The sequence below is a fragment of the Photobacterium sp. AWH4_225 genome, from assembly GCF_056158405.1.
This window is the reverse complement of record NZ_JBSWTF010000001.1, coordinates 2,011,192-2,033,352: the sequence shown is the minus strand read 5'-3', so window position 1 is coordinate 2,033,352 and position 22,161 is coordinate 2,011,192. Positions and strand designations below refer to the sequence as shown.

Annotated in this window: 27 protein-coding genes; 21 read left to right on the top strand and 6 right to left on the bottom strand. The window is 46.4% G+C overall.

The features are described 5' to 3' along the window. Positions 1–170 precede the first annotated feature (170 nt). The 10 genes from ACXAD4_RS09705 (at position 171) to ACXAD4_RS09660 (ending at position 5,377) form a co-directional block, all read left to right on the top strand. Complete coding sequence (locus ACXAD4_RS09705) at positions 171–1,004, top strand: major capsid protein P2 (RefSeq protein WP_475240983.1); 834 nt, start codon at positions 171–173, stop codon at positions 1,002–1,004. Between the two features lie 9 nt (positions 1,005–1,013). Next, the gene (locus ACXAD4_RS09700) at positions 1,014–1,289 is read left to right on the top strand and encodes a hypothetical protein (protein WP_475240981.1); all 276 of its coding nucleotides are present in this window, start codon (positions 1,014–1,016) and stop codon (positions 1,287–1,289) included. Continuing rightward, the gene (locus tag ACXAD4_RS09695; protein ID WP_475240980.1) at positions 1,289–1,438 is read left to right on the top strand and encodes a hypothetical protein; all 150 of its coding nucleotides are present in this window, start codon (positions 1,289–1,291) and stop codon (positions 1,436–1,438) included. The genes ACXAD4_RS09700 and ACXAD4_RS09695 overlap by 1 nt, the downstream gene beginning before the upstream one ends. Beyond that, complete coding sequence (locus ACXAD4_RS09690) at positions 1,438–1,656, top strand: hypothetical protein (protein WP_475240979.1); 219 nt, start codon at positions 1,438–1,440, stop codon at positions 1,654–1,656. Before ACXAD4_RS09695 ends, ACXAD4_RS09690 begins: the two co-directional genes overlap by 1 nt. Beyond that, on the top strand, positions 1,653–2,039 hold the full coding sequence (locus ACXAD4_RS09685) for a hypothetical protein (protein WP_475240978.1): 387 nt from the start codon (positions 1,653–1,655) through the stop codon (positions 2,037–2,039). The genes ACXAD4_RS09690 and ACXAD4_RS09685 overlap by 4 nt, the downstream gene beginning before the upstream one ends. Beyond that, positions 2,023–2,661, top strand: a complete 639-nt coding sequence (locus tag ACXAD4_RS09680) for a chemotaxis protein (protein ID WP_475240976.1) — start codon at positions 2,023–2,025, stop codon at positions 2,659–2,661. The genes ACXAD4_RS09685 and ACXAD4_RS09680 overlap by 17 nt, the downstream gene beginning before the upstream one ends. Further along, positions 2,658–3,482: a hypothetical protein gene (locus ACXAD4_RS09675; protein WP_475240975.1), complete on the top strand. Its 825-nt coding sequence runs from the start codon at positions 2,658–2,660 to the stop codon at positions 3,480–3,482. Before ACXAD4_RS09680 ends, ACXAD4_RS09675 begins: the two co-directional genes overlap by 4 nt. Next, the gene (locus ACXAD4_RS09670) at positions 3,479–4,567 is read left to right on the top strand and encodes a hypothetical protein (protein ID WP_475240974.1); all 1,089 of its coding nucleotides are present in this window, start codon (positions 3,479–3,481) and stop codon (positions 4,565–4,567) included. Before ACXAD4_RS09675 ends, ACXAD4_RS09670 begins: the two co-directional genes overlap by 4 nt. Then, entirely contained in the window at positions 4,567–5,085 is a 519-nt protein-coding gene (locus ACXAD4_RS09665; RefSeq protein ID WP_475240972.1) for a virion protein, read from the top strand. Before ACXAD4_RS09670 ends, ACXAD4_RS09665 begins: the two co-directional genes overlap by 1 nt. Before the next feature lie 94 nt (positions 5,086–5,179). Beyond that, positions 5,180–5,377, top strand: a complete 198-nt coding sequence (locus ACXAD4_RS09660; protein WP_475240971.1) for a hypothetical protein — start codon at positions 5,180–5,182, stop codon at positions 5,375–5,377. Between the two features lie 237 nt (positions 5,378–5,614). Here the strand turns inward: ACXAD4_RS09660 and ACXAD4_RS09655 are convergent, their stop codons facing one another. The 4 genes from ACXAD4_RS09655 to ACXAD4_RS09640 all read right to left on the bottom strand — a co-directional run bounded on the left by ACXAD4_RS09655 (position 5,615) and on the right by ACXAD4_RS09640 (position 10,755). Next, positions 5,615–6,310 (bottom strand): hypothetical protein, encoded by a 696-nt coding sequence (locus tag ACXAD4_RS09655; RefSeq protein ID WP_475240970.1) that lies wholly within the window; start codon positions 6,308–6,310, stop codon positions 5,615–5,617. A 119-nt stretch (positions 6,311–6,429) separates the two neighbouring features. Beyond that, complete coding sequence (locus ACXAD4_RS09650) at positions 6,430–6,897, bottom strand: phage protein (protein WP_475240968.1); 468 nt, start codon at positions 6,895–6,897, stop codon at positions 6,430–6,432. Between the two features lie 585 nt (positions 6,898–7,482). Continuing rightward, a complete protein-coding gene (locus ACXAD4_RS09645; protein ID WP_475240966.1) occupies positions 7,483–9,573 on the bottom strand; it encodes an ATP-binding protein in 2,091 nt (696 codons plus the stop codon). A 3-nt stretch (positions 9,574–9,576) separates the two neighbouring features. Further along, a complete protein-coding gene (locus ACXAD4_RS09640) occupies positions 9,577–10,755 on the bottom strand; it encodes an FIST signal transduction protein (protein WP_475240964.1) in 1,179 nt (392 codons plus the stop codon). A 288-nt stretch (positions 10,756–11,043) separates the two neighbouring features. On the opposite strand from ACXAD4_RS09640, the gene ACXAD4_RS09635 reads away from it, so the two are divergent. Then, on the top strand, positions 11,044–11,766 hold the full coding sequence (locus ACXAD4_RS09635; protein ID WP_317521530.1) for an SDR family oxidoreductase: 723 nt from the start codon (positions 11,044–11,046) through the stop codon (positions 11,764–11,766). A gap of 111 nt (positions 11,767–11,877) precedes the next feature. On the opposite strand, the gene ACXAD4_RS09630 is transcribed toward ACXAD4_RS09635, so the two are convergent. Then, positions 11,878–12,372: a hypothetical protein gene (locus tag ACXAD4_RS09630; protein WP_475240963.1), complete on the bottom strand. Its 495-nt coding sequence runs from the start codon at positions 12,370–12,372 to the stop codon at positions 11,878–11,880. Between the two features lie 235 nt (positions 12,373–12,607). On the opposite strand from ACXAD4_RS09630, the gene ccoN reads away from it, so the two are divergent. From ccoN to uspE, 10 genes are all read left to right on the top strand, one after another. Continuing rightward, complete coding sequence (gene ccoN / locus ACXAD4_RS09625; RefSeq protein WP_107298148.1) at positions 12,608–14,035, top strand: cytochrome-c oxidase, cbb3-type subunit I; 1,428 nt, start codon at positions 12,608–12,610, stop codon at positions 14,033–14,035. 12 nt (positions 14,036–14,047) lie between these two features. Further along, on the top strand, positions 14,048–14,659 hold the full coding sequence (gene ccoO, locus ACXAD4_RS09620) for a cytochrome-c oxidase, cbb3-type subunit II (protein ID WP_281024712.1): 612 nt from the start codon (positions 14,048–14,050) through the stop codon (positions 14,657–14,659). A 9-nt stretch (positions 14,660–14,668) separates the two neighbouring features. Further along, positions 14,669–14,842, top strand: a complete 174-nt coding sequence (locus ACXAD4_RS09615; RefSeq protein ID WP_317521525.1) for a cbb3-type cytochrome oxidase subunit 3 — start codon at positions 14,669–14,671, stop codon at positions 14,840–14,842. A gap of 5 nt (positions 14,843–14,847) precedes the next feature. Beyond that, positions 14,848–15,828, top strand: a complete 981-nt coding sequence (ccoP, locus tag ACXAD4_RS09610; protein ID WP_475240960.1) for a cytochrome-c oxidase, cbb3-type subunit III — start codon at positions 14,848–14,850, stop codon at positions 15,826–15,828. 120 nt (positions 15,829–15,948) lie between these two features. Then, a complete protein-coding gene (locus tag ACXAD4_RS09605; RefSeq protein ID WP_039461225.1) occupies positions 15,949–16,440 on the top strand; it encodes a FixH family protein in 492 nt (163 codons plus the stop codon). Further along, positions 16,437–18,830, top strand: coding sequence for a heavy metal translocating P-type ATPase (locus tag ACXAD4_RS09600; protein ID WP_475240957.1), 2,394 nt, complete (start codon positions 16,437–16,439; stop codon positions 18,828–18,830). The genes ACXAD4_RS09605 and ACXAD4_RS09600 overlap by 4 nt, the downstream gene beginning before the upstream one ends. Next, on the top strand, positions 18,823–19,032 hold the full coding sequence (gene ccoS, locus ACXAD4_RS09595) for a cbb3-type cytochrome oxidase assembly protein CcoS (RefSeq protein ID WP_475240955.1): 210 nt from the start codon (positions 18,823–18,825) through the stop codon (positions 19,030–19,032). Before ACXAD4_RS09600 ends, ccoS begins: the two co-directional genes overlap by 8 nt. Continuing rightward, a complete protein-coding gene (locus ACXAD4_RS09590; RefSeq protein WP_475240953.1) occupies positions 19,019–19,699 on the top strand; it encodes a sulfite exporter TauE/SafE family protein in 681 nt (226 codons plus the stop codon). The genes ccoS and ACXAD4_RS09590 overlap by 14 nt, the downstream gene beginning before the upstream one ends. A 75-nt stretch (positions 19,700–19,774) precedes the next feature. Then, on the top strand, positions 19,775–20,530 hold the full coding sequence (locus ACXAD4_RS09585) for an FNR family transcription factor (RefSeq protein WP_039461230.1): 756 nt from the start codon (positions 19,775–19,777) through the stop codon (positions 20,528–20,530). A gap of 273 nt (positions 20,531–20,803) precedes the next feature. After that, positions 20,804–21,745, top strand: coding sequence for a universal stress protein UspE (uspE, locus tag ACXAD4_RS09580; protein WP_475240950.1), 942 nt, complete (start codon positions 20,804–20,806; stop codon positions 21,743–21,745). Positions 21,746–21,819: 74 nt separating this feature from the next. On the opposite strand, the gene ACXAD4_RS09575 is transcribed toward uspE, so the two are convergent. After that, the gene (locus tag ACXAD4_RS09575) at positions 21,820–22,080 is read right to left on the bottom strand and encodes a hypothetical protein (RefSeq protein ID WP_475240948.1); all 261 of its coding nucleotides are present in this window, start codon (positions 22,078–22,080) and stop codon (positions 21,820–21,822) included. Between the last annotated feature and the right edge of the window lie 81 nt (positions 22,081–22,161).

The following is a 22,161-nucleotide window of genomic DNA, read 5'->3' as shown; positions in this document are numbered from 1 at the left end:
GCTTTCCTGATGGGGAACTTTTGTTAACCAACAGAGAGCAAACATCATGAGTGCAAAAACTAAGGGCTATGTGATCACCGGGGTGATCGCGTTAATGGTCGCTGGCGCGGTAGTCTGGGCATCGAACAACGTTGATGCCGTTGAAGACGCAATCGGGTAAGGGGCGCATTATGGAATTAGTGCAAACCCCATTCGCGCCACGCCCCAAAGAGCTAGACCCGGTCGAGGGTGTAGGTTGGGGCAACCGTGCGTCACTGCGTCTGGTATCAGGGCCAACCTATCACAGCATTGAACTAGTTACGGACATTACCGATCCAAGCGACATTGAACGAGTTGAAGTGTCGTTGAATGGTTCGGCCAAAATCAATATCACTGGCGAAACGCTGGTCAAGCTACAAGCCCACCGCAAAAACTACGCCCAAGACGGGCGCTATGTCATTTCTTTTGGTGATGCCACACTTCGCACCAAGATTGGTGTACGCCAAACCGACCTTGTCACTTTGGCTGGGGAAATTTGGTTTGTGTATATCACCCTCAAGTCAAAACCAGCCGGAATCACCGCGCCAAGTATCCGCGCCCGTGCCCATGTGCTGCCAGCACAATCGGTGCGTTACTACATGCCGCGCATCTACGAGCTCACTTGGTTTGCTTCGGCAACAGGCCGCACGCCGTTTGATTTCTCTGAACGTAGCCCGGCACTGAACCTCAAGCGCATCCATTTCCTTGATAGCTCCGTCGATCGTGTTCGCGTTCTGCGTGACAACTTCGAAGAAATGAACGTCACCAAAGAAGATAACGCTTACGACTTGGCGCAGGCCAAGAAAGAGCAAAATCCTGATTGGTTCAGCCTCGATTTTATCCGCTATGGCTTTGGTGCTGATGGCATGTTGAATACAGCCGCCCGTAGCCAACTCGCATTTGAGCTGGATAAATCGGAAGTCGGTAGCGTACCGGTGATCATCGAAGCCGTCGAACAGGTAAACGCATTGCCGACCAAAGGCTAAGGGGGCGCGATGAGTCTACTTGATAGCCTTGGGGAAACACTGGGCGGGGTTTGGGATACCGCTGCAACAGGTGGTGAAGCCTGGTTAGATTCTTGGTTCGATAACGAGGCTAATAAAGCCGCCTCGGCTGCACCGGAAGAAAACCGGACACCTCAACATCAAGAGCCAGCACAGCAACCGACAGGGCAACCGATTTATACCATGCCATCAAACAACACTCCCATGATGCTGATGGGTGGCGGTATGGTTTTGCTCGCTTTGGTTGTTCTGCTTAGGGGGAAATAATGCCGTTTCTATTTTGGCCTTTACTGACCGGAACCATTGGTTATGTCACTGGTTTGTTTAGCGGCGAATCCTTCGCTCGTACGTTCAAAATCTTGGTGGCTGTTCTGATGTTGCTATGGCTGCTCAATATTACAGGAGTCGTGAAGTAATGTTTGGTGCAATGACCTCACTAACTGGCGGTGGTGGTTTGCAAGGTGGTTCGGCAGGGCCATCTACTGCAACCAGCACAACAACCAATAGCAATTCAACCAGCAATGAGTCGGGCTTCAAAGGTGGCTCAATCAACATGGGCAGTAACAATGGTATTCCAACGTGGGCATTGTTACTGGCGGGTGTCGCCGTTTTCTACATCATGGTGAAGAAATGATTTTGAAGCCATGCACATGGAAAGAAGCGATCCCCTTACTTGAATCTGCATTGGGTGATTATGCCAAAGAGGCTTACAGGGAAGTACTGGCAGGCAGGGAAGCTGTTTATCAAATTGGGGATTCTTACGCGTTAATTAGGGTTGAGCAATATCCCAATGATGACCTTGAACTTGTCGCCGTTGCCTTTGCTGGGGATTTGAAAGCGGGAGCATTAGCACTGTTTGAATATGGTCGGCAGCTTGGCTGCCGTTTCATCCGGTGCCATACCATGCGCCCAGCTCAACTGCGTTACTTGCGCATGATCGGCTTGCCAGTGTTTGAAGATGGTAAGGACGGGGAAGGATATTTGATGATTAAGGCAGATTATGGGCGGGAAGAGTAAGAGTAGTAACAAGACTACCACTACAACCAATACCACGAATAACACCGACAACATTAGCGGTTCGGCGGCTGCCAGTGGTGATAATAATGGCTTGATGCTATCCGGCGTCAATGATTCCGATATTAATGTCACGATGACCGATCATGGGGCTATGGAACGAGCGGCCGAAATGGGAGAGCTTGCATTAAGTAGCAACACCCAAGTCACCACTGAGGCATTGAAAAGTAACACTGAAGTATCTAAAGCCGCCTTAGATATGGGAGAGCGCTCGGTCGATAAGGCTCTCGGCTTTGGTAAGGATGCCATCGATGAAGCCATGAACTTTGGCCGTGATTCGCTAGAAGGTGCGCTTCAATTCGGTGGTGATGCGATGCAGCTTAATGCCGAACTAAGCAATAACGCCATTGAAGAAGTGAGCCAAGCCCACCATGAAAACCTACAAATGGTCGCAGGGTTAGCAGGAAGCCAAGCCGCACAGAACACCGAAAACCTAGAAGCCTTAACGGAACTGGCAACAATGAACTCTGATGGCGGCCAAGTGGCAACGAGCCGACAAATGACCATTGTTGTTGGTTTGGTAATGACATTCATGGCGATCATGATGCTTGGGGGTAAGCGATGAACTTTCACCAAATCATGCAGCCGCGCCAGCGTTCACAGTTTCAAGCCGTGGGCGAGTTTATGTATATCGAGGCATGTACTGAGTCGGTATCTATCACTACTGAGCGTGGCGATTACCGCTTGAAGCAGGGCGCTCAGATTATCGACCCGCAACTGACAGGCCGCGTGACTGTTGAGAACATGGGCGAGGCTGGGACAGTCACCATCATTTGTGGTTTTGGTCGCTATATTCCACCAACAGACGGGCAAGAAGTAGCTGTTACACAAATGCCACCAGTGACCCTGTCACCCGACCAGCAGGTCAATATCGGCCAGTTGCCTCAAGTAGCGTTAGTTGATGGGCAAGCGGTAGTAGTGTCGCAGTTACCGAAGGTACAACTAGAGGCGAATCAGTCCGTCGGTGTCACTCAGATGCCAAAGGTGCAATTAGAGCCCAATCAAGCCGTGACCGTGTCACAACTACCAGCAGTATCTTTAGATGATGGACAGCAGATTGCTATTACAGAGCTGCCAAGGGTGAAATTTGAGAGCGGGCAAGCGGTTCGCGTTTATGCTACATCTTCTTTGTTGACCAAGCCTGTTGGCGGCGATGGCTTTATTGATAGCTTACTGACAATTACCGAAGGGATTGCTGATTTAGCTGCCAATTCGTCACGCTGTCACATTTTATTGAAAGCCAGCTCAACCAATACCGATACGATCACCTTGGGTACAGGCTGGACACTGACCGCAGGTGAGCAATTGAAACTTGAAACCACCGCTGCTGTAAGTTTTACAGGCAACGACGGTGACACACTCCAAATTATCGAGGTCACACGATGACAGGGAAAACACTTCGTGAATCGCTGCCAGCAGGTAGCGCTCGAAACAAGATTGAATACTTGGCTGAGGCGTTCGACACCACGGCCGCGGATTTATACCGCTTGCTGGGTGAACTCAAACCCGCCGCGGTTAACTTGCTGGCAAACTCGCAGTTCAATCAAAACATGGAGCTTGAATCCAATGGCCGCCACCTTATCTCCGAGGTAGGTCAAACGCTCGACTTGTCGCGCACCATTGGCAACGGGCGCAACTCTATGATGGTTGCCCCAGACTGGGCGGTCGAGGTGCCAAGCGATTACAACGGCGCATCCAGCTTTAGAGTGGATGGCTTGTCCGATTCTTATTACGACACTTACCCAACCATTGATAAAGAAAGCGGGGTACTGTTGTACTTCTCGCAAAGCTTCACGCTTTATCAGGTGGTGTCTGTGCCATGTAACGGCTTTCAGCACCAAGCCTTGAAAGGTCGCGTGTCGATGTCAGGCGTTGAGGGGCAAACCGTGACTATTGGCATTGCGCGTTTATGGCATGACCCCGCAGGTCAGCTGAAGGTCAGCCAACGCATGGGCGAAAGGACCCATACCTTTACCGAGTCCGAACCATGGCTACCCGTGACCATCGAAACAGATACTGTTAGCTGCAAACGTTATGGCGATGCCGGAACACTGGCCTTGTATATCCAAGTGCAAGGAGCACAGTCTGGCCGAGTGTATAACGCCCAGCTATGGCACACCGATAAATACGGCGATAACCCGTCTGCCTTTGTCAACTCACACAACTCTGATGCGTACCGACGTGCGTTTGGCTGGCGCAACCAGATTAGCGACAACGCTGAAATCGTCGCACCTAACGTGGTGAAATTCAACTTCCGGCGCCACCTGCCATACATCTTCAACCCTGAGCACCATGTGGTTGTTGAATCCCGAATGAAACCCAGCGCCCAAGTGACCGACATCCAACCTGATTCTGTCACGCTAACATTCAGCGCCGAGGACTTTGCCAGTCAGGTTAATAACGATGGCGACTATTACGGGATGATTGGTATGCAATACAGTGCGATGCCTGTTGGGCTCGGGTTCTACTAATGAAATGGCTGATAGCACTAGCCATGGTGCTGTTATGGCTCAACAGCCGCAAGGGGCTGGTTAGCGCAAGTGACCAGCCACGGCAACCGATGAACAACAAAGGAATGAACGAAGACATGACCACAGGAATGCCACGTGGTATCCGCAACCACAACCCGCTGAATATCGAATACAGCAAGCACAACAACTGGCGTGGCCAAGTGTCGAGCGATGGCCGCTTTGTCATCTTTGAAGATGATAAATGGGGTTTCCGCGCGGCGGCCCGTATCCTGCGCAGCTATCAAAAGCGCGGGGTAACGACCATCAACGACATTATCCATACCTTTGCGCCGAGCCATGAGAACGATAGCGACCATTACGCCAACATGGTTGCCAATTGGACTGGCTATGACAAGTACCAGGTTTTGGATGCGACCAACGACAACACGGCGGCGGTGCTGATTCAGGCCATGGCCCGGATGGAAGTCGGCCGCCAGTACCCAATCAATGAAGTGATGGAAGGAGTCGCACTGGCATGACAACTAAGAAAGCCGCTACTTCGGTAGCACTCAGCGTTGCAGGTGTCGTTATCGGTGCCTATACACTCAAATTTCTACGTAAAAAAGGATGGCTATGATTGATTTGAAACAGTCCAGTACCAAAACAGGTTTGATGCTTCTCGGCAGTGCCGCTGCGGGATTACTGACGGGCAATAGCGAACTGGTGACGGTGACAATTGGTGATACCGGTGCGCAATTGGGCGGTACAATTCCGGTCATTGCCGCCATGCTTATCGGCCTATTCGATACGGTTCGCCGTGAAAAAGGTTAGGGGGCTTATTTGGGAGAGCTGCTAAAACTGTTCACTGAGCTCGGCGTTAATCCGCCCACGTTAATCATCTGCTATCTGTTATTCCGATCAGTTAAGGCACATGAGGCTGTTTTAACCGAACTAAAAAAAATGATATCGCATCATGAAAAACGTATCTTGAAGCTAGAATGGCAGAATGATGAACAACGTTGATTTTGGTAAATTGAAGCCCGCATTTGTGCGGGCTTTAAATTTTTCTTAGTTTAGAGGAACAGAGCCCCACATATAGGCTTCTTTGTCATCGTTATAGATGAAACCTGCTAAGTATTTGGTGCTGTCCACGGTTACATTAAACGCCATACCTTCATAACTTCCATCAAAGCCTGAGTCAGAACACCCCGAAGCATCAACATCGACCGTATGATAGAACGACACTTTATTGATCAACTTGCCTGATAGAGTGCAATCAGCATTGATTGTTAGGTTCGCAGCGCTATCCAGTGACCAAGATTCGCCAGTCATAGGATCAGTAAATGTACCCACAAGGCTATCCAGCGATTCAAGTTTATCGGTTTGTCGTTCGAACGAGTAAACAAACGGTTCGCCGTTGATTGTTGTTGAAACTGTAGCAATATCAGCTTCGTAGTAAATGCTGACGATCTGACTGGGTTCGTGAAAGTAGAAACCATCAGCAATAGCGGCAACACCGGTTAATCTCAGCTCATTGGCAAGCGTATAGATATTGTCGAAGTACAAAATGGCCGTGCCATCTGAGATAAGTACTTTTCCTGCATTAGCTTTATCAACCAGCATGACAGCTTCACCAGATTGAAATAGGCCATCAAATTTTGTACTTGATTCTGTACCTGCAGTATTTGCTTCACCAGAAGAACCAGAACCGCCGCCGCAAGCCGTGATTAAGACAGTAAGCAACATTACAAATATTTTTTTCATCGGATCATCCTTGAACGTGTAATTGAGGTTCCAAGTATGCAAATGATGCACAGCTTGGAAACGAAATAACTTATTAGTTTAGAGTCAGTTAACGGATTAAACAGTAAAGGCTAGGGAGCTTACTTCTTAGCTGCGTGCTTGGTTTGAATACTCCGGTACTTTTTCTTTCTGTCTTTGCTGACAGTCTCGTGCATTGGTTGCTTGAGTCGTCGGCCGCCACGAAATGGCAGCTGGGTAACCACGTTGGAACGGACGGGCACATAATCCAATTCATAGAGCCGCTTTAACGCGTGGTACTCATCAAAACGGAGTGCCCAAGAGTCGAGTTCTTTGGGGCTGAATTGGCGACCCTCGGGAGTAATGATGATGCAGCGATCATCATCAACCCGAAAACCACGCCAGCGGGTATCATCGGGCAGATAGCCACGGGCTCGGATTATCAGGAGTTTTTCGGCCATGGGGTTAACGTCGATTTGGCCGGATAACCAACGCTTGACAGTAATGGGACGGACGTGAAACCACGCTGAAGCTTCAGCGATGTTGTCGAAATGGCGCCAGAACAGCTTGACGAAGGATTCATGCAGCATGATGTGCCTCGCAAAATTATCGTTTATTGAAAGTTCTTTTCGATTAATCAAACGCGGTTTAATAGGCAGCACCGATAAACGTAGCCAACAACAAAATATCGGACTTAACCAAACGTTTGTAGGCACAAGACGCTAAGTGATTGTGTGAGAGATAAAAAGGTGCGCGTTTCAATTTAACTAACTGTTTCCAAGACATTTTAAGCCTCCAAAAGTAGACGTTTCTGGCTTGACCCATAAGCCACAAATAACTGCCAAACTATGTTAATAAAACACCCTTCAGTGCGCATTATGTACCTTATGTTAAATAAGGTATCCATAAACCCATGTTTTCTCGGGTATGGCTATGTATCACTTTCCCCTCCTTTTCTTCCAGTGATGATCTCTTTCAAAGTACTGTACAATTTAACAGTATTGGTTATTTACCATAAAATAGGTAATTAACACCTATTTTTAAGTCCTGCTGCAAATGGTCAGTTTGCCTGGTACTTCAAAACATGGTGTTAATTACTAGGCTTGATTTCATCAAGCCTAAAGAAAAACCGCCGAGCTTTTAAAGCTCGGCGGTTTTTGGTTCGTTCTTGATGGCTACGGTTTGTTGGCTATCAACATTTGATATTTCGCGAGAATCTTATCGAGTTCATCTGCAATGATCGGTTTGGCGATGAAGTCATCCATGCCGGCTTCAAAGTAAGCCAGCTGATCTGATTTCATCACATTAGCGGTTAATGCGATGATTGGAACCTTTTTGCCATTCTCTCGTAATGTCTTCGTGGCGCTAATGCCATCCATTATTGGCATCGAGATATCCATGAGAATAATATCGAGTTCGTTAAATCTGCTCTCATCAATATCCAACACTTCCTGGCCGTTATTAGCAATCTTTACCTTATGGCCACGTTTCTCTAGCATCAGTTTTGCCACCAACTGGTTTGTTGGGCTGTCTTCCGCTACAAGAATGCTTAGCTTTGGCAAATGCTCAACATCGACAACTGGCACTTCAGTTTCTTGATCGGCAATTTCAATGCTGTCCAATGGCAAAATCACGGTAAAGCAGCTGCCAACATCCAACTGGCTTTCCAATTGAATTTCACCTTGCATCTTAGTGATCAAATGCTGGCTTATCGCTAGCCCCAAACCGGTACCACCATATTTACGCGTAATACTGCCGTCGGCCTGCTTGAACGGTTTGAATAGTTGTCTCTGTGCTTCTGGTGAAATGCCGATGCCGGTATCACGAATTTTCAAATACAGTTTGTTTTCCGTGCGACTTACATCAACGGACACTGAACCGTCATTGGTAAATTTGATCGCATTACCTACAAGATTAAACAGCACCTGAGAAATTCGGTTTTTATCACCAATGATCTGTTCTGGAACATCACTTTGGATGTGGCTGCTTAGCTGAATCCCTTTCTTTTTCGCTTGCTCATCCAACTGTGTGACGACGAGATCGATACAATCAGATAATCGGATCTGGCTATTAAACAGCTCAAAACTGGTTGATTCAATACGGGACAAATCAAGAATGTCGTTAATGATAGTCAGCAATAATTGTGCCGACTGGTCCATTTGATTGATCCAGCCCTGCTGTTTGTTATCAAGCCCAGAGTCGCCAAGCATGTCAAGCAAGCCGAGCACGGCGTTAAGTGGCGTACGAATTTCATGGCTCATCATGGCAAGAAATTCAGATTTTGCTTTGTTGGCATCTTCTGCTTGTCGTCTTGCCTTCTTTATCTCTTCAATCTGGCGTTTTCTGCTGGTGATATCTTTGGCTGTACCACGATAACCAAGCAAGTGCCCTTGCTTGTTGAAATACGGTGTGCCACTAAGGCTGATCCAAAGTCCACCTTCATCATCGGGTAGCTGCCACTCAAGATCTTCAAAAGCGATTTGCTTTTCAAAGATGGTCTTCAGTTTCTGTCGATGTTCGTCAGCTTCACCAAATATATCGAGGATACAGTTACTATCTACGGTATGGTTGGTTAGGTTAGGTGATGATATGTAAGTAAAGCGATAATCGGTATCGACTTCCCAGAACCAATCACCGACTGTTTTTGCGAAGTCTTTGAAGCGTTGCTGGCTATGTGTTAGTTCTTGAGTTCGTGCTGTTACTAACGACTGAAGACGTTCACGATAGTCGATATCGATAATTGCGCGCTCAAGCAGTGGTCTGAATCGTTCCAAAACCCTGCGGCAATTTGGCGTGAACTGCCCTTTCTCTGAATGGAAAAACAGCAATAACGCATCGCCAGAACTCACCTTTACCCCTGTTAACAAGACAGATTGGCAAAACGGCACCATCTCTGGCGAGAGTTCTTGGAATTCAGATACCTGGCTTGGATCATAAAGCGCGATGCTGTCTCCGTTCATCGAACGGATAAATGTATTACCGATCGGCCAAATACTGGACTCAAAAAAACGGCACGTTGTTACCAGTTCCTGCAAAGGCGCTGTTTCATCTTCTCTGGTGAGAACCAATGCATGCTCAAAGCCGATATACTTCCGCAATACTGAAAGTAAGCTGTTGAATACTTGGCGCTTATTGTTGGCGCCAGCCATTGCGGCAATACCGGCTAAAATCGCAGTATTTTCATCGCGTAATTGCTTTTCACGTTCTCTTGTCCGCAGTAAATCAAGCAATGTTTCTTGTAGTTTTTCAGATTCATAATTAGCCATTGCTTAATCCTTATGAAACAAAACAGCTGAAATCATTAAATTACCATGGGCATTCTCGCCACCCACAAACTGCCCCTGCTCTCCAAATGTAAAGGGTCCAACAAAAGGAGCAGTTTGCATGGCGCTTTTAACATACTGTGCCACTTCTTCCATTCGGTGCTGCACTCTGAGCATACAGCCTGCACAATATATAGTGATCCCACCTATTGGGTTGAGGTGAGATTCGTTGGCATAAATATTTGTTGCCGCATTGACCACCCGACCAGCCCGGGTAATCAAGCGTTCTTCTGTACCTTGCATGAAGTAAAGGGTCTCTCCTACTTCGACTTTGGCAAACAAGGTAATACCACCACGCTCTGTGGTTTTTAGTGGATGCGCCAATTTAAAATACGGTAGGTCATGCACGACCCCTGCAACACGACCTAACGGGTTTAAGCTGCTGTTATTAATGATATTTTCAGCGTCTTTCAACGACTGATTCATCCAGCTTTGATAAACTTCTATTGCTGGTTTCCCATCAAGTTCAATCAGCTCCCTACCCTCGACTTTTGTCGCTTTAGCCGATAATCCAGTGCTGGCATAACCCGAATGAAAGGAATAGCTGATGTGGCAAGATGGGTAAATGACACTTATACCAACGCCTTCTTGAGTATGCTGTTCTTTGGTGAAAATCTTCCAGTTCCCTTGGATATTATCATCTGCAGCACTACCACCTATGATGGGTACCGACGTGCATAACTCATCTTCAATACCTTTGATGACTTCTTCTTCATGCCCAGGGCTTGCATGCAATACAATTAACGCAGGTAATTCACCGGAACGCCCACTGTTGGCGATTGCCTTTAATAAGGCTTGCCGTGCCATGTCATATTTTGAATTGTTGGTCGCGACAATCGCAGTGCCATATGCTCCGTGAAAATCGGATATAGCCCATAGTGCGACACCTAAACCATGGTGATAACCACCTTCTGTCATCACACCTTGGCAGGATGTGCATCCTAGAACTTGTGCATTAGGAAATGCGACAGCTAATGCATCTTGAAAAGTGACAACGTCATATTTTTCTGAAAAGTAAACAAGGATCAGTTTAGGGTTAGCAAGCTTTGCTTGTAGTTGAGTGATGGCTTCTTGAATAGCATCAGATGCTGTTGCCTGTGAAGAAAAGCTTGTAGCGATATCCATGGGGAATTTTTCTATCGATTAATTTGAATTGTTACTTATACGTTTTTGAGCTCAAGATAACGCCTTGGCATGCAAATCCTGTATTTGGCTTAGGGAAATGACAAAATGGAATTGCGGCCTCTTGAAACTGCTTAATGGTATTCTTACATGCATCAGATCGAGTGTCTGCTTTTTTATTGTAATTAATTAAAGTTATGGACGTAATGACCGCTAATGATAGATATATCCCTATCTGTTTTGATGATATTTGGGGATAAGATCTCAAGTTGTACGGATGATGAGGGAACGATGGAAAACAAAGTAGTACTGGTCACTGGCGGGGCTAATGGGATAGGTAAAGGAATAGCCCACTACCTGTCAAAAGGTATGTTAGTTATTGCAGCCGATATTGATGAAAATGCCGGGTTTGAACTGGTCTCAGAGAACCCGTTAGTTCGCTTCAAGCAGCTTGATGTGACCAATGAACAACAGATTATCTCGCTAATCGAAGAGATAAAGTATCAGCATGGAAGATTGGACGCAGTTATTAATAACGCTGCGATCGCTGATCCGTATAACGCCCCACTGCATGAGCTAGATATTTATGACTGGAATAAAGCGCTGGCTGTTAATTTAACAGCTCCTATGTTGATGGCAAAACATACGTTGCCATTACTTAAAGAGACAAATGGGTGCATTGTAAATATTGCTTCTACCCGCTACTTACAGTCCGAAAAAAATACTGAAGCTTATAGCGCGAGTAAAGGTGGTATCGTTTCTTTAACACATGCCTTAGCGAGTAGTTTAGGCCCCGAGGTGCGGGTAAATTGTATTTCTCCAGGATGGATCCACACCTCTGATGAGGTACTACGTGAGGTAGATCATCTGCAACACCCTGTTGGCCGTGTCGGAAATGTCGATGATATTGCCTCTATGGTCGGGTATTTAATTTCAAAAGAGGCGGGATTTATCACTGGTCAGAACTTCGTGATAGACGGTGGTATGACAAAAAAAATGATTTACAGTGAGTAACCCACTCAGAAACTAGGTTTATTCTAGTTAACAAATCACTTAGTAATTTGATGGAATTATAGGGTTTAGCGGCCTAAACCCTATAATTTATATTGTACGTATGTAACTTGCTTATTCTGCTTGTTTTTTCACCAGAAAAGTTGCAATTATCTTTTTATCACCCTGCTCGATATTTACTGCCCACTCCATTTCATCGTGCATGCACTCAGGGACAGTAAAGCGTCCTAGCCAACCCTCTGATGTTTCTTCAAAAGTAACAGGAATGGTTCCCATATACATGCTGACCCCTTCTACAGAGGCCTCCGGTTTAACATCTCTGTTATCAATTTGTATCGTTAACTCTTGGTTTGCTTTTGCAGGATACGGCGTTAAGGCGATATTTAACAGTTTACCGCTTTCATTTAAAAGGCATTTTTCTGCTGATAATTGGCATGTTGTTGCAGTATTATTTTCAGCTTGTTCATTCTTATAGGTGACTGTTCTCCATACAAATGCTGTGATCAATACAGCCAAAAGAAAAAGAATTTGGATTAATCTACCTTTGGTGAGCTTTTCTGCAGCCATGATTTTACGTGCTTCCCATGTTACAGAGGTCAAAGTTTTCACATAAATGTTGCTTAACCGTAAACATTGTGTGGGCTTGACCCTGTCAATCATTAGTTATCTAAAGTAGTATATGGCACTGAAAATGCCACTTTTACAACAAAATAGCAATTTAATTACTGGGGTGTTTAAAAAAACAACACAGTGATTATTGAAGCTTTGGGTGGCATTGCGACAACTTGTTGTTCGCACAAGGAAAAAGAGTGTAGTTGAACAATTAAAATTGGAAGCATGCAACATGAGCCAAGTAAAGCAGCTTGAACAAAACTACAACTATACGGTCGTTCGTCAATTCACCTTGGTTACTATCCTATGGGGAATTGTCGGAATGGGCGTTGGTGTATTGATTGCCGCTCAGCTGGTATGGCCGGCACTAAACTTCGACCTTCCTTGGTTGACATATAGCCGTTTACGACCATTGCACACAAATGCAGTGATTTTCGCATTCGGTACCAGTGCGCTATTTGCTACGTCTTACTACGTAGTACAACGTACGTGTCAAACAAGACTTTTCGGTGGGAAATTAGCGTCGTTCACCTTCTGGGGCTGGCAAGCTATCATTCTATCAGCGGCGATTTCGCTGCCGTTAGGTTGGACTTCTGGTAAAGAATACGCAGAGCTGGAGTGGCCGATTGATATCGCCATTGCGGTTGTCTGGGTTGCCTATGCCATCGTCTTCTTCGGTACAATGATTAAAAGAAACACGTCACATATCTATGTGGCTAACTGGTTCTTTGGTGCCTTCATCCTAACCGTTGCCGTTCTGCACATTGTGAACAGTATGGCTATCCCAGTATCGATGACTAAATCGTATTCGGTTTACTCCGGTGCTGTTGATGCCATGATCCAATGGTGGTACGGGCATAACGCGGTTGGCTTCCTGCTAACAGCGGGCTTCTTGGGGATGATGTACTACTTTGTACCTAAGCAAGCAGGACGTCCTGTTTACTCATACCGTCTGTCTATCGTTCACTTCTGGGCGCTAGTATCTCTATACATCTGGGCAGGCCCTCACCACCTTCATTACACCGCTCTACCTGACTGGACTCAGTCTCTGGGTATGGTGATGTCTTTGATCCTATTTGCTCCGTCTTGGGGTGGTATGATCAACGGTATCATGACGCTATCTGGTGCTTGGCACAAACTGCGTTATGACCCTATCCTTCGCTTCCTGGTTGTATCTCTGTCGTTCTACGGCATGTCGACCTTCGAAGGCCCAATGATGTCAATCAAGACGGTTAATGCCCTTTCTCACTATACCGACTGGACTATCGGTCACGTTCACTCTGGTGCACTAGGTTGGGTAGCGATGGTTTCTATCGGTGCGGTATACCACTTGATCCCTAAATTGTTCGGCCAAGAGCGTATGTACTCAATCAAATTGATTAACGTTCACTTCTGGCTAGCAACAATCGGTACGGTTCTTTACATCGTTGCGATGTGGATCTCTGGCGTAATGCAAGGTCTGATGTGGCGAGCGGTGAACACCGACGGTACGTTGACTTACAGCTTTGTTGAGTCACTACAGGCTTCTTACCCATTCTACTTTGTTCGCTTTGTAGGCGGTGCAATCTTCTTGGCAGGTATGTTCCTAATGGCATACAACGCGTACAAGACAATTCTTGCGCCAAAAGAAAGCCTGAAAGCCGCAGAGCAACCAGCATAAGGAGTTCCGACAATGGCTAATAATCGTCATGAAATCGTAGAAAAAAATGTCGGCCTTCTTGCAATCCTTATCGTGATTGCGATCAGTTTTGGCGCCTTGGTAGAAATCACTCCATTGCTTTACCAAGACCAAACGACTGAGCCGGTTGAGAACCTTCGTCCATATACCGCTTTGGAAATGGAAGGCCGTGATATTTACATCCGTGAAGGTTGTAACGTTTGTCACAGCCAGATGATCCGCCCATTCCGTTCTGAAACTGAGCGCTATGGCCACTACTCTGTAGCTGGCGAAAGTGTTTGGGAACACCCATTCCTATGGGGCTCAAAACGTACTGGTCCTGATCTAGCTCGTGTTGGCGGCCGTTATTCAGATGACTGGCACCGCGTTCACCTTCGTGATCCGCGTGCCGTGGTTCCTGAGTCAAACATGCCTGGTTTCCCATGGCTTGAAGAAAACGTGTTGGACGGCAAGTTGACCTCTAAGAAGCTTGCAATATTCAAGAACCAATTCGGAGTGCCTTATACCGATGAGCAAGTGGCTAACGCTGGCGAAGAAGTGAAAGGCAAGACTGAGATGGACGCAATCATTGCTTACCTCCAGTCACTCGGTCACGCAATGAAATAAGGGGGCACCATGGATATTGGAACCATTCATAGCATTTGGACATTGATTTTGTTCGGTAGCTTTATTGGTATTGTCCTTTGGGCTTACAGTAAACGCCAAAAATCTCGTTTCGATGAAGCTGCAAATCTTGTTTTTGCAGATGAAGAGCAAGATTCGGCAACGCGTGAGAATGACAGGAGTTAGGAAACATGACTACGTTTTGGAGTCTATGGATAACAATCATCACGCTGGGTACCCTAACTGGTATTGCTGCCCTACTAATATGGTGTAGCAAGGACAAAATGGGTGTTGAAGAAGGTGAGGATATGGGTCACGAGTACGACGGTATTCGTGAGATCAACAACCCGCTGCCTAAATGGTGGTCCTACATGTTCTGGGGCACCATTATTTTCGGCCTACTTTACCTTTTCCTATTCCCTGGTTTAGGTAATTACAAAGGCTTCTTAGGCTGGACAAGTTCTGATCAAACCGTTCGTTCAATCGAGGAATCCAAGTTGGCGATTGCCAATGCCCAGAAAGAACAGCGTTTGAACCAGTATGCAAAAGAGTTGGATGACGCCCAGGCGCGCTTTGGTGAAACATTCAAGACTTTGGCCTACGATGCTTCAGGTAACACGCTACTGCCAATCACTCAGATCGCTGAAAGTGAAGAAGCAATTAAAGTCGGCCAGCGCTTGTTCTTGCAGAACTGTGCGCAGTGTCATGGCTCGGATGCCCGTGGTCAGCTTGGCTACCCTAACCTGACAGATGGTGCTTGGTTGTACGGCGGTGAGGCCGAAGCGATCAAGACAACCATTATGGAAGGTCGCCAAGGTGTGATGCCAGGTTGGATTGATACACTTGGTAAAGACGGTGTGACTGAAGTAGCTAGCTATGTGCTAAGTATGTCTGGACGTAGTGTCAATGCCAAAGAAGCTGCGGCTGGTAAGCAGAAGTTTGTCGTTTGTGCGGCTTGTCATGGTACAGATGGTAAAGGTAACCCAGCATTTGGTGCGCCTGATCTAACTGACAATACATGGCTATACGGTGGTTCACGCCGCGCTGTGGAAGCTACGATTGCTCACGGCCGCCAAGGTGTGATGCCTGCGTGGAAAGATATTCTGGGCGAAGAGAAAGTTCAGGTTATTTCGGCCTACGTTTGGAACCTAAGCCAAGACACATCAAAGTAACAACTCAAACAACACTCAGTTACAATTTGTTCAAATAATTTGTACAAATATCTGAGACTTAACGACTAGCCCCTGTTATCTTCAGGGGCTAAACCCCTCTAAGCGACATAGGTAATCAATATGGGTAAACCTTGGTATAAGCAGTTCTGGCCATGGTTCGTTTTTGCCATCCCTGCTACTTCAATTGTTTATAGCCTGACAGCTGTCTATATCTTCTCTCAGAACAAAGTCGACCTAGTCGCTGAAGACTATTATAAGAAAGGTAAGGCGATTAACCTCGACCTATCCCGCCTTCGCGTCGCCGATGCCTTGAACCTGAAAGCGCAAGTTGCTGTTAGTGACAAAGACATCAACGTTTTTTTCAATAAAGGTGATCTAGATAACTATCCAAATTTGCGTGTGACATTCACACACCGTACTCTAGCTAATAAAGATTTTACTCAAATGGTGAGCGCCGATTTATCAGGGACTTATCGCTTTGAATCTCCAGAGGTTATTGAAGGTCCATGGTTCGTTGAGTTAGAGCCGTTTGATGGAGACTGGATGTTACAAGGACGTGTTAACCTGCCAACATCCGACCCGATTTCGCTGTACGGGCAGATTAAGGAATGACGAAAGACTGTTACCACTGCGGCGATCCTGTTCCACAGGATTGCCATCATCATGTAGAAATTCTCGGCCAGATCCGTGAAATGTGTTGCCCAGGTTGTGAAGCGGTAGCGCAGACCATTGTGGATAGTGGCCTCACCTCTTATTACGAGTACCGCACTGCGCCTGCAGAAAAAGCGGACTTGGTACCGCAACAACTGCAATCCCTCCTCCTCTACGATCACGATGAAATCCAACAAGAATTTGTCCGTGAAAGCGAGAATTGCAAAGAAGCATCGCTATCACTCGACGGTGTTTCCTGTGCCGCATGTGCATGGCTAATCGAGAAACAACTGAAGCGTGAACCGGGCGTTGTATCCATCAAGGTCAACACTACGACTCACCGAGCACTTTTAGCTTGGGACCCAGACACTGTTAAGCTCAGTCACCTTTTGAGTGTTATCCACCGTTTAGGCTACAAAGCCGCCCCTTTTGAAGCTGATGCTCAAGAGCAGCAATACCACCGCACGATGAAAGGCTACCTCTACCGCCTTGGTATCGCAGGTATTGCGACAATGCAGGTGATGATGTTAGCAATCGCCCTGTATTTTGAAATCTTTGGCGACTTAGATGCCGAGTTCAAAAACTACCTCCGCTGGGTCAGTTTAATCTTCGCCACCCCCGTCATGCTCTACTCGGCACTGCCATTCTACCTTAATGCGTGGCGTAATCTGCGAGCAAAAACATTAGGAATGGATGTCCCCGTTTCTATCGCTATGTTATTTGCCTATGTGGCAAGCCTTTATGCAACAGTAATGGAAAAAGGCGAAGTGTTCTTCGAGTCGATTTCGATGTTCGCTTTCTTTTTATTGCTTGGTCGCTTTCTTGAAATGCGCGCAAGACGCCATGCCGCTGCCGCCAGTGCTAACTTACTAAAGCTGGTCCCGGCAATGGCGACATTGGAAGACGGCTCACAGGTCGCTGCCAAAACATTGAAAGTGGGTGACGTTGTCACAGTGCTGCCAGGTGAAAGCCTTCCTGCTGACGGTGAAATCTTAAAAGGCCAAACGTCCATTGATGAATCTATGGTAACGGGTGAATCGATGCCTGTACCAAGAATCGTGGGTGATGCAGTTTTTGCGGGTACGATTAATGGTGACCATCATATTACGCTCAAGGTAACTAAAGACCGCCAGAACTCGCTGATTTCAAATATTGTTCGCTTACAAGATGAAGCACAAAGCTCCAAGCCCAAGGTGGCTGAGGTTGCCGATATTGTTGCCCGTTACTTTGTTGCAGCCATTTTGATCATTTCAGCTGGCACCTGGCTTTACTGGTATCAGCACCGCCCAGAAGATGCATTGTGGATCACCCTGGCTGTATTGGTAGCAACGTGTCCATGTGCCCTATCCCTTGCTACACCAACAGCGCTAACGTGTTCGACTTCCAGCCTAGGTCGTTTGGGGATCCTTTTGCGCCGCGGCCATGTACTGGAAACTCTGTGTAATGTTAACCAGCTAGTCATCGATAAAACCGGTACGCTGACTGAAGGTAATATCCGCTTAGTGAAAACCCAGACTTTCAACGGCCACTCTGAAGATAAAGCATTGGAAGTTGCAGCAGAACTTGAGCGCTTCGCCAATCACCCTATCGCTCGAGCTTTTTCTGCTTACCGAAACGAAAAGCCGCTGTTCAATGATGTTGAGAATGTGATTGGTAGTGGTTTAGCTGGAACAGTTGATGGTCAAGAGTGGCGAATTGGTAAAGCCGACTTTGTCTTAGCGCTGAATCCTAATAAAGAGCAACTGCTTGCCGGTTGTGATAACCGTTTCCAGGTATGGTTGAGCTGTAACGGCGATCTCGTAGCTAGCTTTATGTTGGCAGACCCTATTCGCGAAGACAGCCCTGAGCTTATTAAGCAGTTTCAGGCTGAGGGGATTCAAGTCACTATGCTGACCGGTGACCATTCAGCATCCGCACAGGTGGTAGCCGATAAACTGGGTGTCGATCACCTTGAAGCAGGTGTCTCTCCTGAAGGCAAGTTGGAATACCTCAGAAGCCTAGACAAAGACAAAGTAGCCCTAATGATTGGTGACGGTGTAAACGATGCTCCTGTACTCGCTGGTTCACACCTTTCTGTTGCCATGGGCGGTGGTACTGATATAGCCAAGTCATCGGCTGATATGGTATTACTGGGCGACCAGCTATCTCGCATTCTACGTGCCAGAAAGCTGGCGCAAAAGACGCGTAAAATTATCCGGGAAAACCTAGCTTGGGCGCTTGGGTACAATTTGATCATCCTACCGCTTGCGGTTGCCGGATTTGTGGCACCTTATATCGCTGTTGTTGGTATGTCCGGTAGTTCGATCATTGTTGTTTCAAATTCTTTAAGGTTATTAAAAGAAAATGGCTAGTCTTTACTTGTTAATCCCTATCGCGATTGTCTTCGTATGTATAGCTGTCGGGATTTTTCTTTGGGCTGTTCGCACTGAACAGTTTGAAGATCTTGAACGCCAAGGCTACGATATCCTGTTCGATGAGGATGAGTCAAAGCCGACTGAAAACCAGAATGAACACGCTGCGAATGAGATAAGTGGTAACCATGGTAACCGTTGATTTCTATGCGGCGTTCATCATAGGTTTGATGGGGGCTGGCCATTGTCTGGGCATGTGTGGAGGGGTTTCTGCTGCTATTACCCTCGGCGTACAAAATAACCAACACACTTCCCGTTGGCCATATTTAGTGTTATATAATCTTGGCCGAATCGCATCGTACATGATTGCCGGAGCGATTATCGGTGGCGCTTTTGCCAACCTTGCAAGCTACGGTAGCCAGGTAACGGCATTAGCATCATTACGGTTACTTGCCGCTACCATGATGATTTTACTCGCTTTATACATAGGCCAATGGTGGCACGGTGTGAGTAAGATTGAAGTGATAGGTAAAGGCCTATGGCGTTTTCTATCACCAATGGCAACAAAGCTACTACCGTTACGCAGTCCTATCGCCGCTATTCCCTTCGGGGCTTTATGGGGGTGGCTCCCATGTGGTTTAGTGTATTCCACATTGAGTTGGGCCGCAGTTGCAGGCAGTGCGACATCAGGCGCTAGTGTGATGTTAGCTTTTGGTTTAGGTACCCTACCTGCCATGATCGCGGTGGGCTCTATGGCAAATCAACTGCAGAAGTGGCTTAAGAATCTTTACTTTAAGAGAGCGAGTGCCTTGCTGTTATTGGCCTACGGGGTTCATACTGGTTATATCGCAATCAAACAAATAATGTAGGCTTTTTTAATACTCGTCATAATGATTCATATTATGTTAAAATATTGACCTACATCAAATTGGTTAGACAGGCTTATGATATCAGACAAACTAACAACCAAACGTATCCAATCAGGCGGATGTGCGATCCATTGTCAGGATTGCAGCATCAGTCAGTTGTGTATTCCATTTACGTTGAATGAGTCTGAGCTAGATCAGCTAGATCAAATTATCGAACGCAAAAAGCCAATCCAGAAAGGACAGGAGCTTTTTAAAGCGGGTGATGAACTGAAGTCACTGTACGCAATCCGTTCGGGTACAATCAAGAGCTACACCATTACCGAGCAAGGTGATGAGCAGATCACTGCTTTCCACTTAGCCGGTGACTTGGTTGGCTTTGATGCTATCAATGAAATGATGCACCCGAGTTTTGCTCAGTCTTTGGAAACATCAATGGTTTGCGAGATTCCATTTGAAATTCTCGATGATCTGTCAGGGAAAATGCCAAAACTTCGTCAGCAAATTATGCGTCTGATGAGTAATGAGATTAAAGGCGACCAGGAAATGATTCTGCTGCTATCTAAGAAAAACGCTGAAGAGCGTCTAGCAGCCTTCCTGTACAACTTGTCTCTACGTTTTTCACAGCGCGGTTTCTCTCCTCGTGAGTTCCGCCTGACAATGACACGTGGTGACATTGGTAACTACTTGGGCCTAACCGTTGAGACTATCAGCCGTTTGCTAGGTCGTTTCCAGAAGTCTGAAATGCTAAGTGTTAAAGGTAAGTACATTACTATCCTCAACCATGAAGAGCTTGCGAAGCTCGCTGGTGTGAACAAAAACACTATTGCGTAACAGAATCGCCTAAGTGAATGATTATAAAAAGTGATACGCGAGCCGTATCACTTTTTTTATATTAATTTCCCGCCGTTACTCCCCTATTCTTATCCTTTACGTTAAAGTTATTAGTAACCAAAGACGCTTTTTGTGACATTTACATAACAAGCAACTGATTTTGGTAAGATAACTCTGAATGTTTCTCTGCCCGAAAGTGACAGATAGATATCATTCCTTTGAGGGAACAGAGACTGGTTTAGATGCCAACACGGTTTGTGTAAGGGGGCAGTTATGACCAAATACAGCAATATACTCGTTGTTGCCGATCCGGCGCAGGATCATCAACCAGCATTGTCTCGCGCTATTCATCTTGCTCGTCGTTCCGATGATGTAAAAATCACCCTTTTCCTTGCAATCTATGACTTCTCGTATGAGATGACATCCATGCTATCTGCCGATGAAAGGCAAGCGATGCGTCGTGGTGTCGTTATGCAGCGTGAAGAGTGGTTGAAAGACTTGATTCGTCCTTATACCGATGATGGTTTTAATATTCAGTTGACGGTTGTGTGGCACAACCGGCCCTATGAAGCCATTATTGCCGAAGTGTTCAGTAATCATCATGACCTAATTATCAAAGCAACTCATGACCACGATAAGATTGGCTCTGTGATTTTCACACCGACAGATTGGCACCTGTTGCGTAAGTGCCCGTGTCCGGTACTTATGGTGAAAGATCATAGTTGGCCTGAGAACGGAAAAATCTTGGCTAGTGTTAATCTTGCCGCTGATGATGAAACCCACGACAAACTCAATGACTCTATCGTTGATGAAGCGAAATCTGTTGCTGATTTACTGGGGGCCGAAGTTAACTTGGTCAACGCCTACCCTGCGACACCAGTTAACATCACAATCGAATTACCTGAGTTTGATCCTGCTTCGTATACCGATGCAGTCAGAGGACACCATCTCAAATCGATGAAGGCGCTACGCCATAAGCACGGCTTACCTGAAGAGCAGACACATGTGCTTGAAGGGCTACCGGAAGATATTATTCCCCAGGTGGCTGAAGATATCGATGCTGAGCTAGTGATCTTGGGTACAACAGGACGCACAGGATTATCTGCGGTCTTTATTGGTAACACCGCTGAGCACACCATTGATAGCCTGAATTGTGATTTATTGGCTCTGAAGCCAGATGGATACGTGAGTCCTTTAAGTCCTAACCTGCCATAGAACAAAGCTAAACTGATTAAATAAAGCCTCGTAAGAGGCTTTTTTTATTGAATCATTTGGGTTATACGCCCTATCTATCTTAACTCTATTGGTTGAACCGGCTGTACTTGATTGCTCGCCGGTTTCTCTTCGGCGTTAGCTAGCTTTTTCAACAGAGAAGTAAGATACAGCTCATTCCTGATTTTGTTGCAGTAAGCATGGCTGATATTTCTGCGGTTCCACTCACTGGCAATCGCAACACGAGTCTGTGTGGATTTTCGCCCAAAGGCGTAAGTTTCACAGATTTCAAGGTTACTCATTTGCTGTGGTGTTTTGGTGACAGTGCTACTACGCATACCTAACTGCTGTGATTGCGAAGATGAGCAACCTGCCAAGCTTGATAAGCAAAGTGCAATAAGCGCTGTTTGAAGCAGCTT

Bases quoted from the DNA above. Each gene is read 5' to 3' on its own strand.
- ACXAD4_RS09705 (WP_475240983.1), top strand. From the start codon at position 171: ATGGAATTAGTGCAAACCCCATTCGCGCCACGCCCCAAAGAGCTAGAC.
- ACXAD4_RS09700 (WP_475240981.1), top strand. From the start codon at position 1,014: ATGAGTCTACTTGATAGCCTTGGGGAAACACTGGGCGGGGTTTGGGAT.
- ACXAD4_RS09695 (WP_475240980.1), top strand. From the start codon at position 1,289: ATGCCGTTTCTATTTTGGCCTTTACTGACCGGAACCATTGGTTATGTC.
- ACXAD4_RS09690 (WP_475240979.1), top strand. From the start codon at position 1,438: ATGTTTGGTGCAATGACCTCACTAACTGGCGGTGGTGGTTTGCAAGGT.
- ACXAD4_RS09685 (WP_475240978.1), top strand. From the start codon at position 1,653: ATGATTTTGAAGCCATGCACATGGAAAGAAGCGATCCCCTTACTTGAA.
- ACXAD4_RS09680 (WP_475240976.1), top strand. From the start codon at position 2,023: ATGGGCGGGAAGAGTAAGAGTAGTAACAAGACTACCACTACAACCAAT.
- ACXAD4_RS09675 (WP_475240975.1), top strand. From the start codon at position 2,658: ATGAACTTTCACCAAATCATGCAGCCGCGCCAGCGTTCACAGTTTCAA.
- ACXAD4_RS09670 (WP_475240974.1), top strand. From the start codon at position 3,479: ATGACAGGGAAAACACTTCGTGAATCGCTGCCAGCAGGTAGCGCTCGA.
- ACXAD4_RS09665 (WP_475240972.1), top strand. From the start codon at position 4,567: ATGAAATGGCTGATAGCACTAGCCATGGTGCTGTTATGGCTCAACAGC.
- ACXAD4_RS09660 (WP_475240971.1), top strand. From the start codon at position 5,180: ATGATTGATTTGAAACAGTCCAGTACCAAAACAGGTTTGATGCTTCTC.
- ACXAD4_RS09655 (WP_475240970.1), bottom strand. From the start codon at position 6,310: ATGAAAAAAATATTTGTAATGTTGCTTACTGTCTTAATCACGGCTTGC.
- ACXAD4_RS09650 (WP_475240968.1), bottom strand. From the start codon at position 6,897: ATGCTGCATGAATCCTTCGTCAAGCTGTTCTGGCGCCATTTCGACAAC.
- ACXAD4_RS09645 (WP_475240966.1), bottom strand. From the start codon at position 9,573: ATGGCTAATTATGAATCTGAAAAACTACAAGAAACATTGCTTGATTTA.
- ACXAD4_RS09640 (WP_475240964.1), bottom strand. From the start codon at position 10,755: ATGGATATCGCTACAAGCTTTTCTTCACAGGCAACAGCATCTGATGCT.
- ACXAD4_RS09635 (WP_317521530.1), top strand. From the start codon at position 11,044: ATGGAAAACAAAGTAGTACTGGTCACTGGCGGGGCTAATGGGATAGGT.
- ccoN (WP_107298148.1), top strand. From the start codon at position 12,608: ATGAGCCAAGTAAAGCAGCTTGAACAAAACTACAACTATACGGTCGTT.
- ccoO (WP_281024712.1), top strand. From the start codon at position 14,048: ATGGCTAATAATCGTCATGAAATCGTAGAAAAAAATGTCGGCCTTCTT.
- ACXAD4_RS09615 (WP_317521525.1), top strand. From the start codon at position 14,669: ATGGATATTGGAACCATTCATAGCATTTGGACATTGATTTTGTTCGGT.
- ccoP (WP_475240960.1), top strand. From the start codon at position 14,848: ATGACTACGTTTTGGAGTCTATGGATAACAATCATCACGCTGGGTACC.
- ACXAD4_RS09605 (WP_039461225.1), top strand. From the start codon at position 15,949: ATGGGTAAACCTTGGTATAAGCAGTTCTGGCCATGGTTCGTTTTTGCC.
- ACXAD4_RS09600 (WP_475240957.1), top strand. From the start codon at position 16,437: ATGACGAAAGACTGTTACCACTGCGGCGATCCTGTTCCACAGGATTGC.
- ccoS (WP_475240955.1), top strand. From the start codon at position 18,823: ATGGCTAGTCTTTACTTGTTAATCCCTATCGCGATTGTCTTCGTATGT.
- ACXAD4_RS09590 (WP_475240953.1), top strand. From the start codon at position 19,019: ATGGTAACCGTTGATTTCTATGCGGCGTTCATCATAGGTTTGATGGGG.
- ACXAD4_RS09585 (WP_039461230.1), top strand. From the start codon at position 19,775: ATGATATCAGACAAACTAACAACCAAACGTATCCAATCAGGCGGATGT.
- uspE (WP_475240950.1), top strand. From the start codon at position 20,804: ATGACCAAATACAGCAATATACTCGTTGTTGCCGATCCGGCGCAGGAT.
- ACXAD4_RS09575 (WP_475240948.1), bottom strand. From the start codon at position 22,080: ATGCGTAGTAGCACTGTCACCAAAACACCACAGCAAATGAGTAACCTT.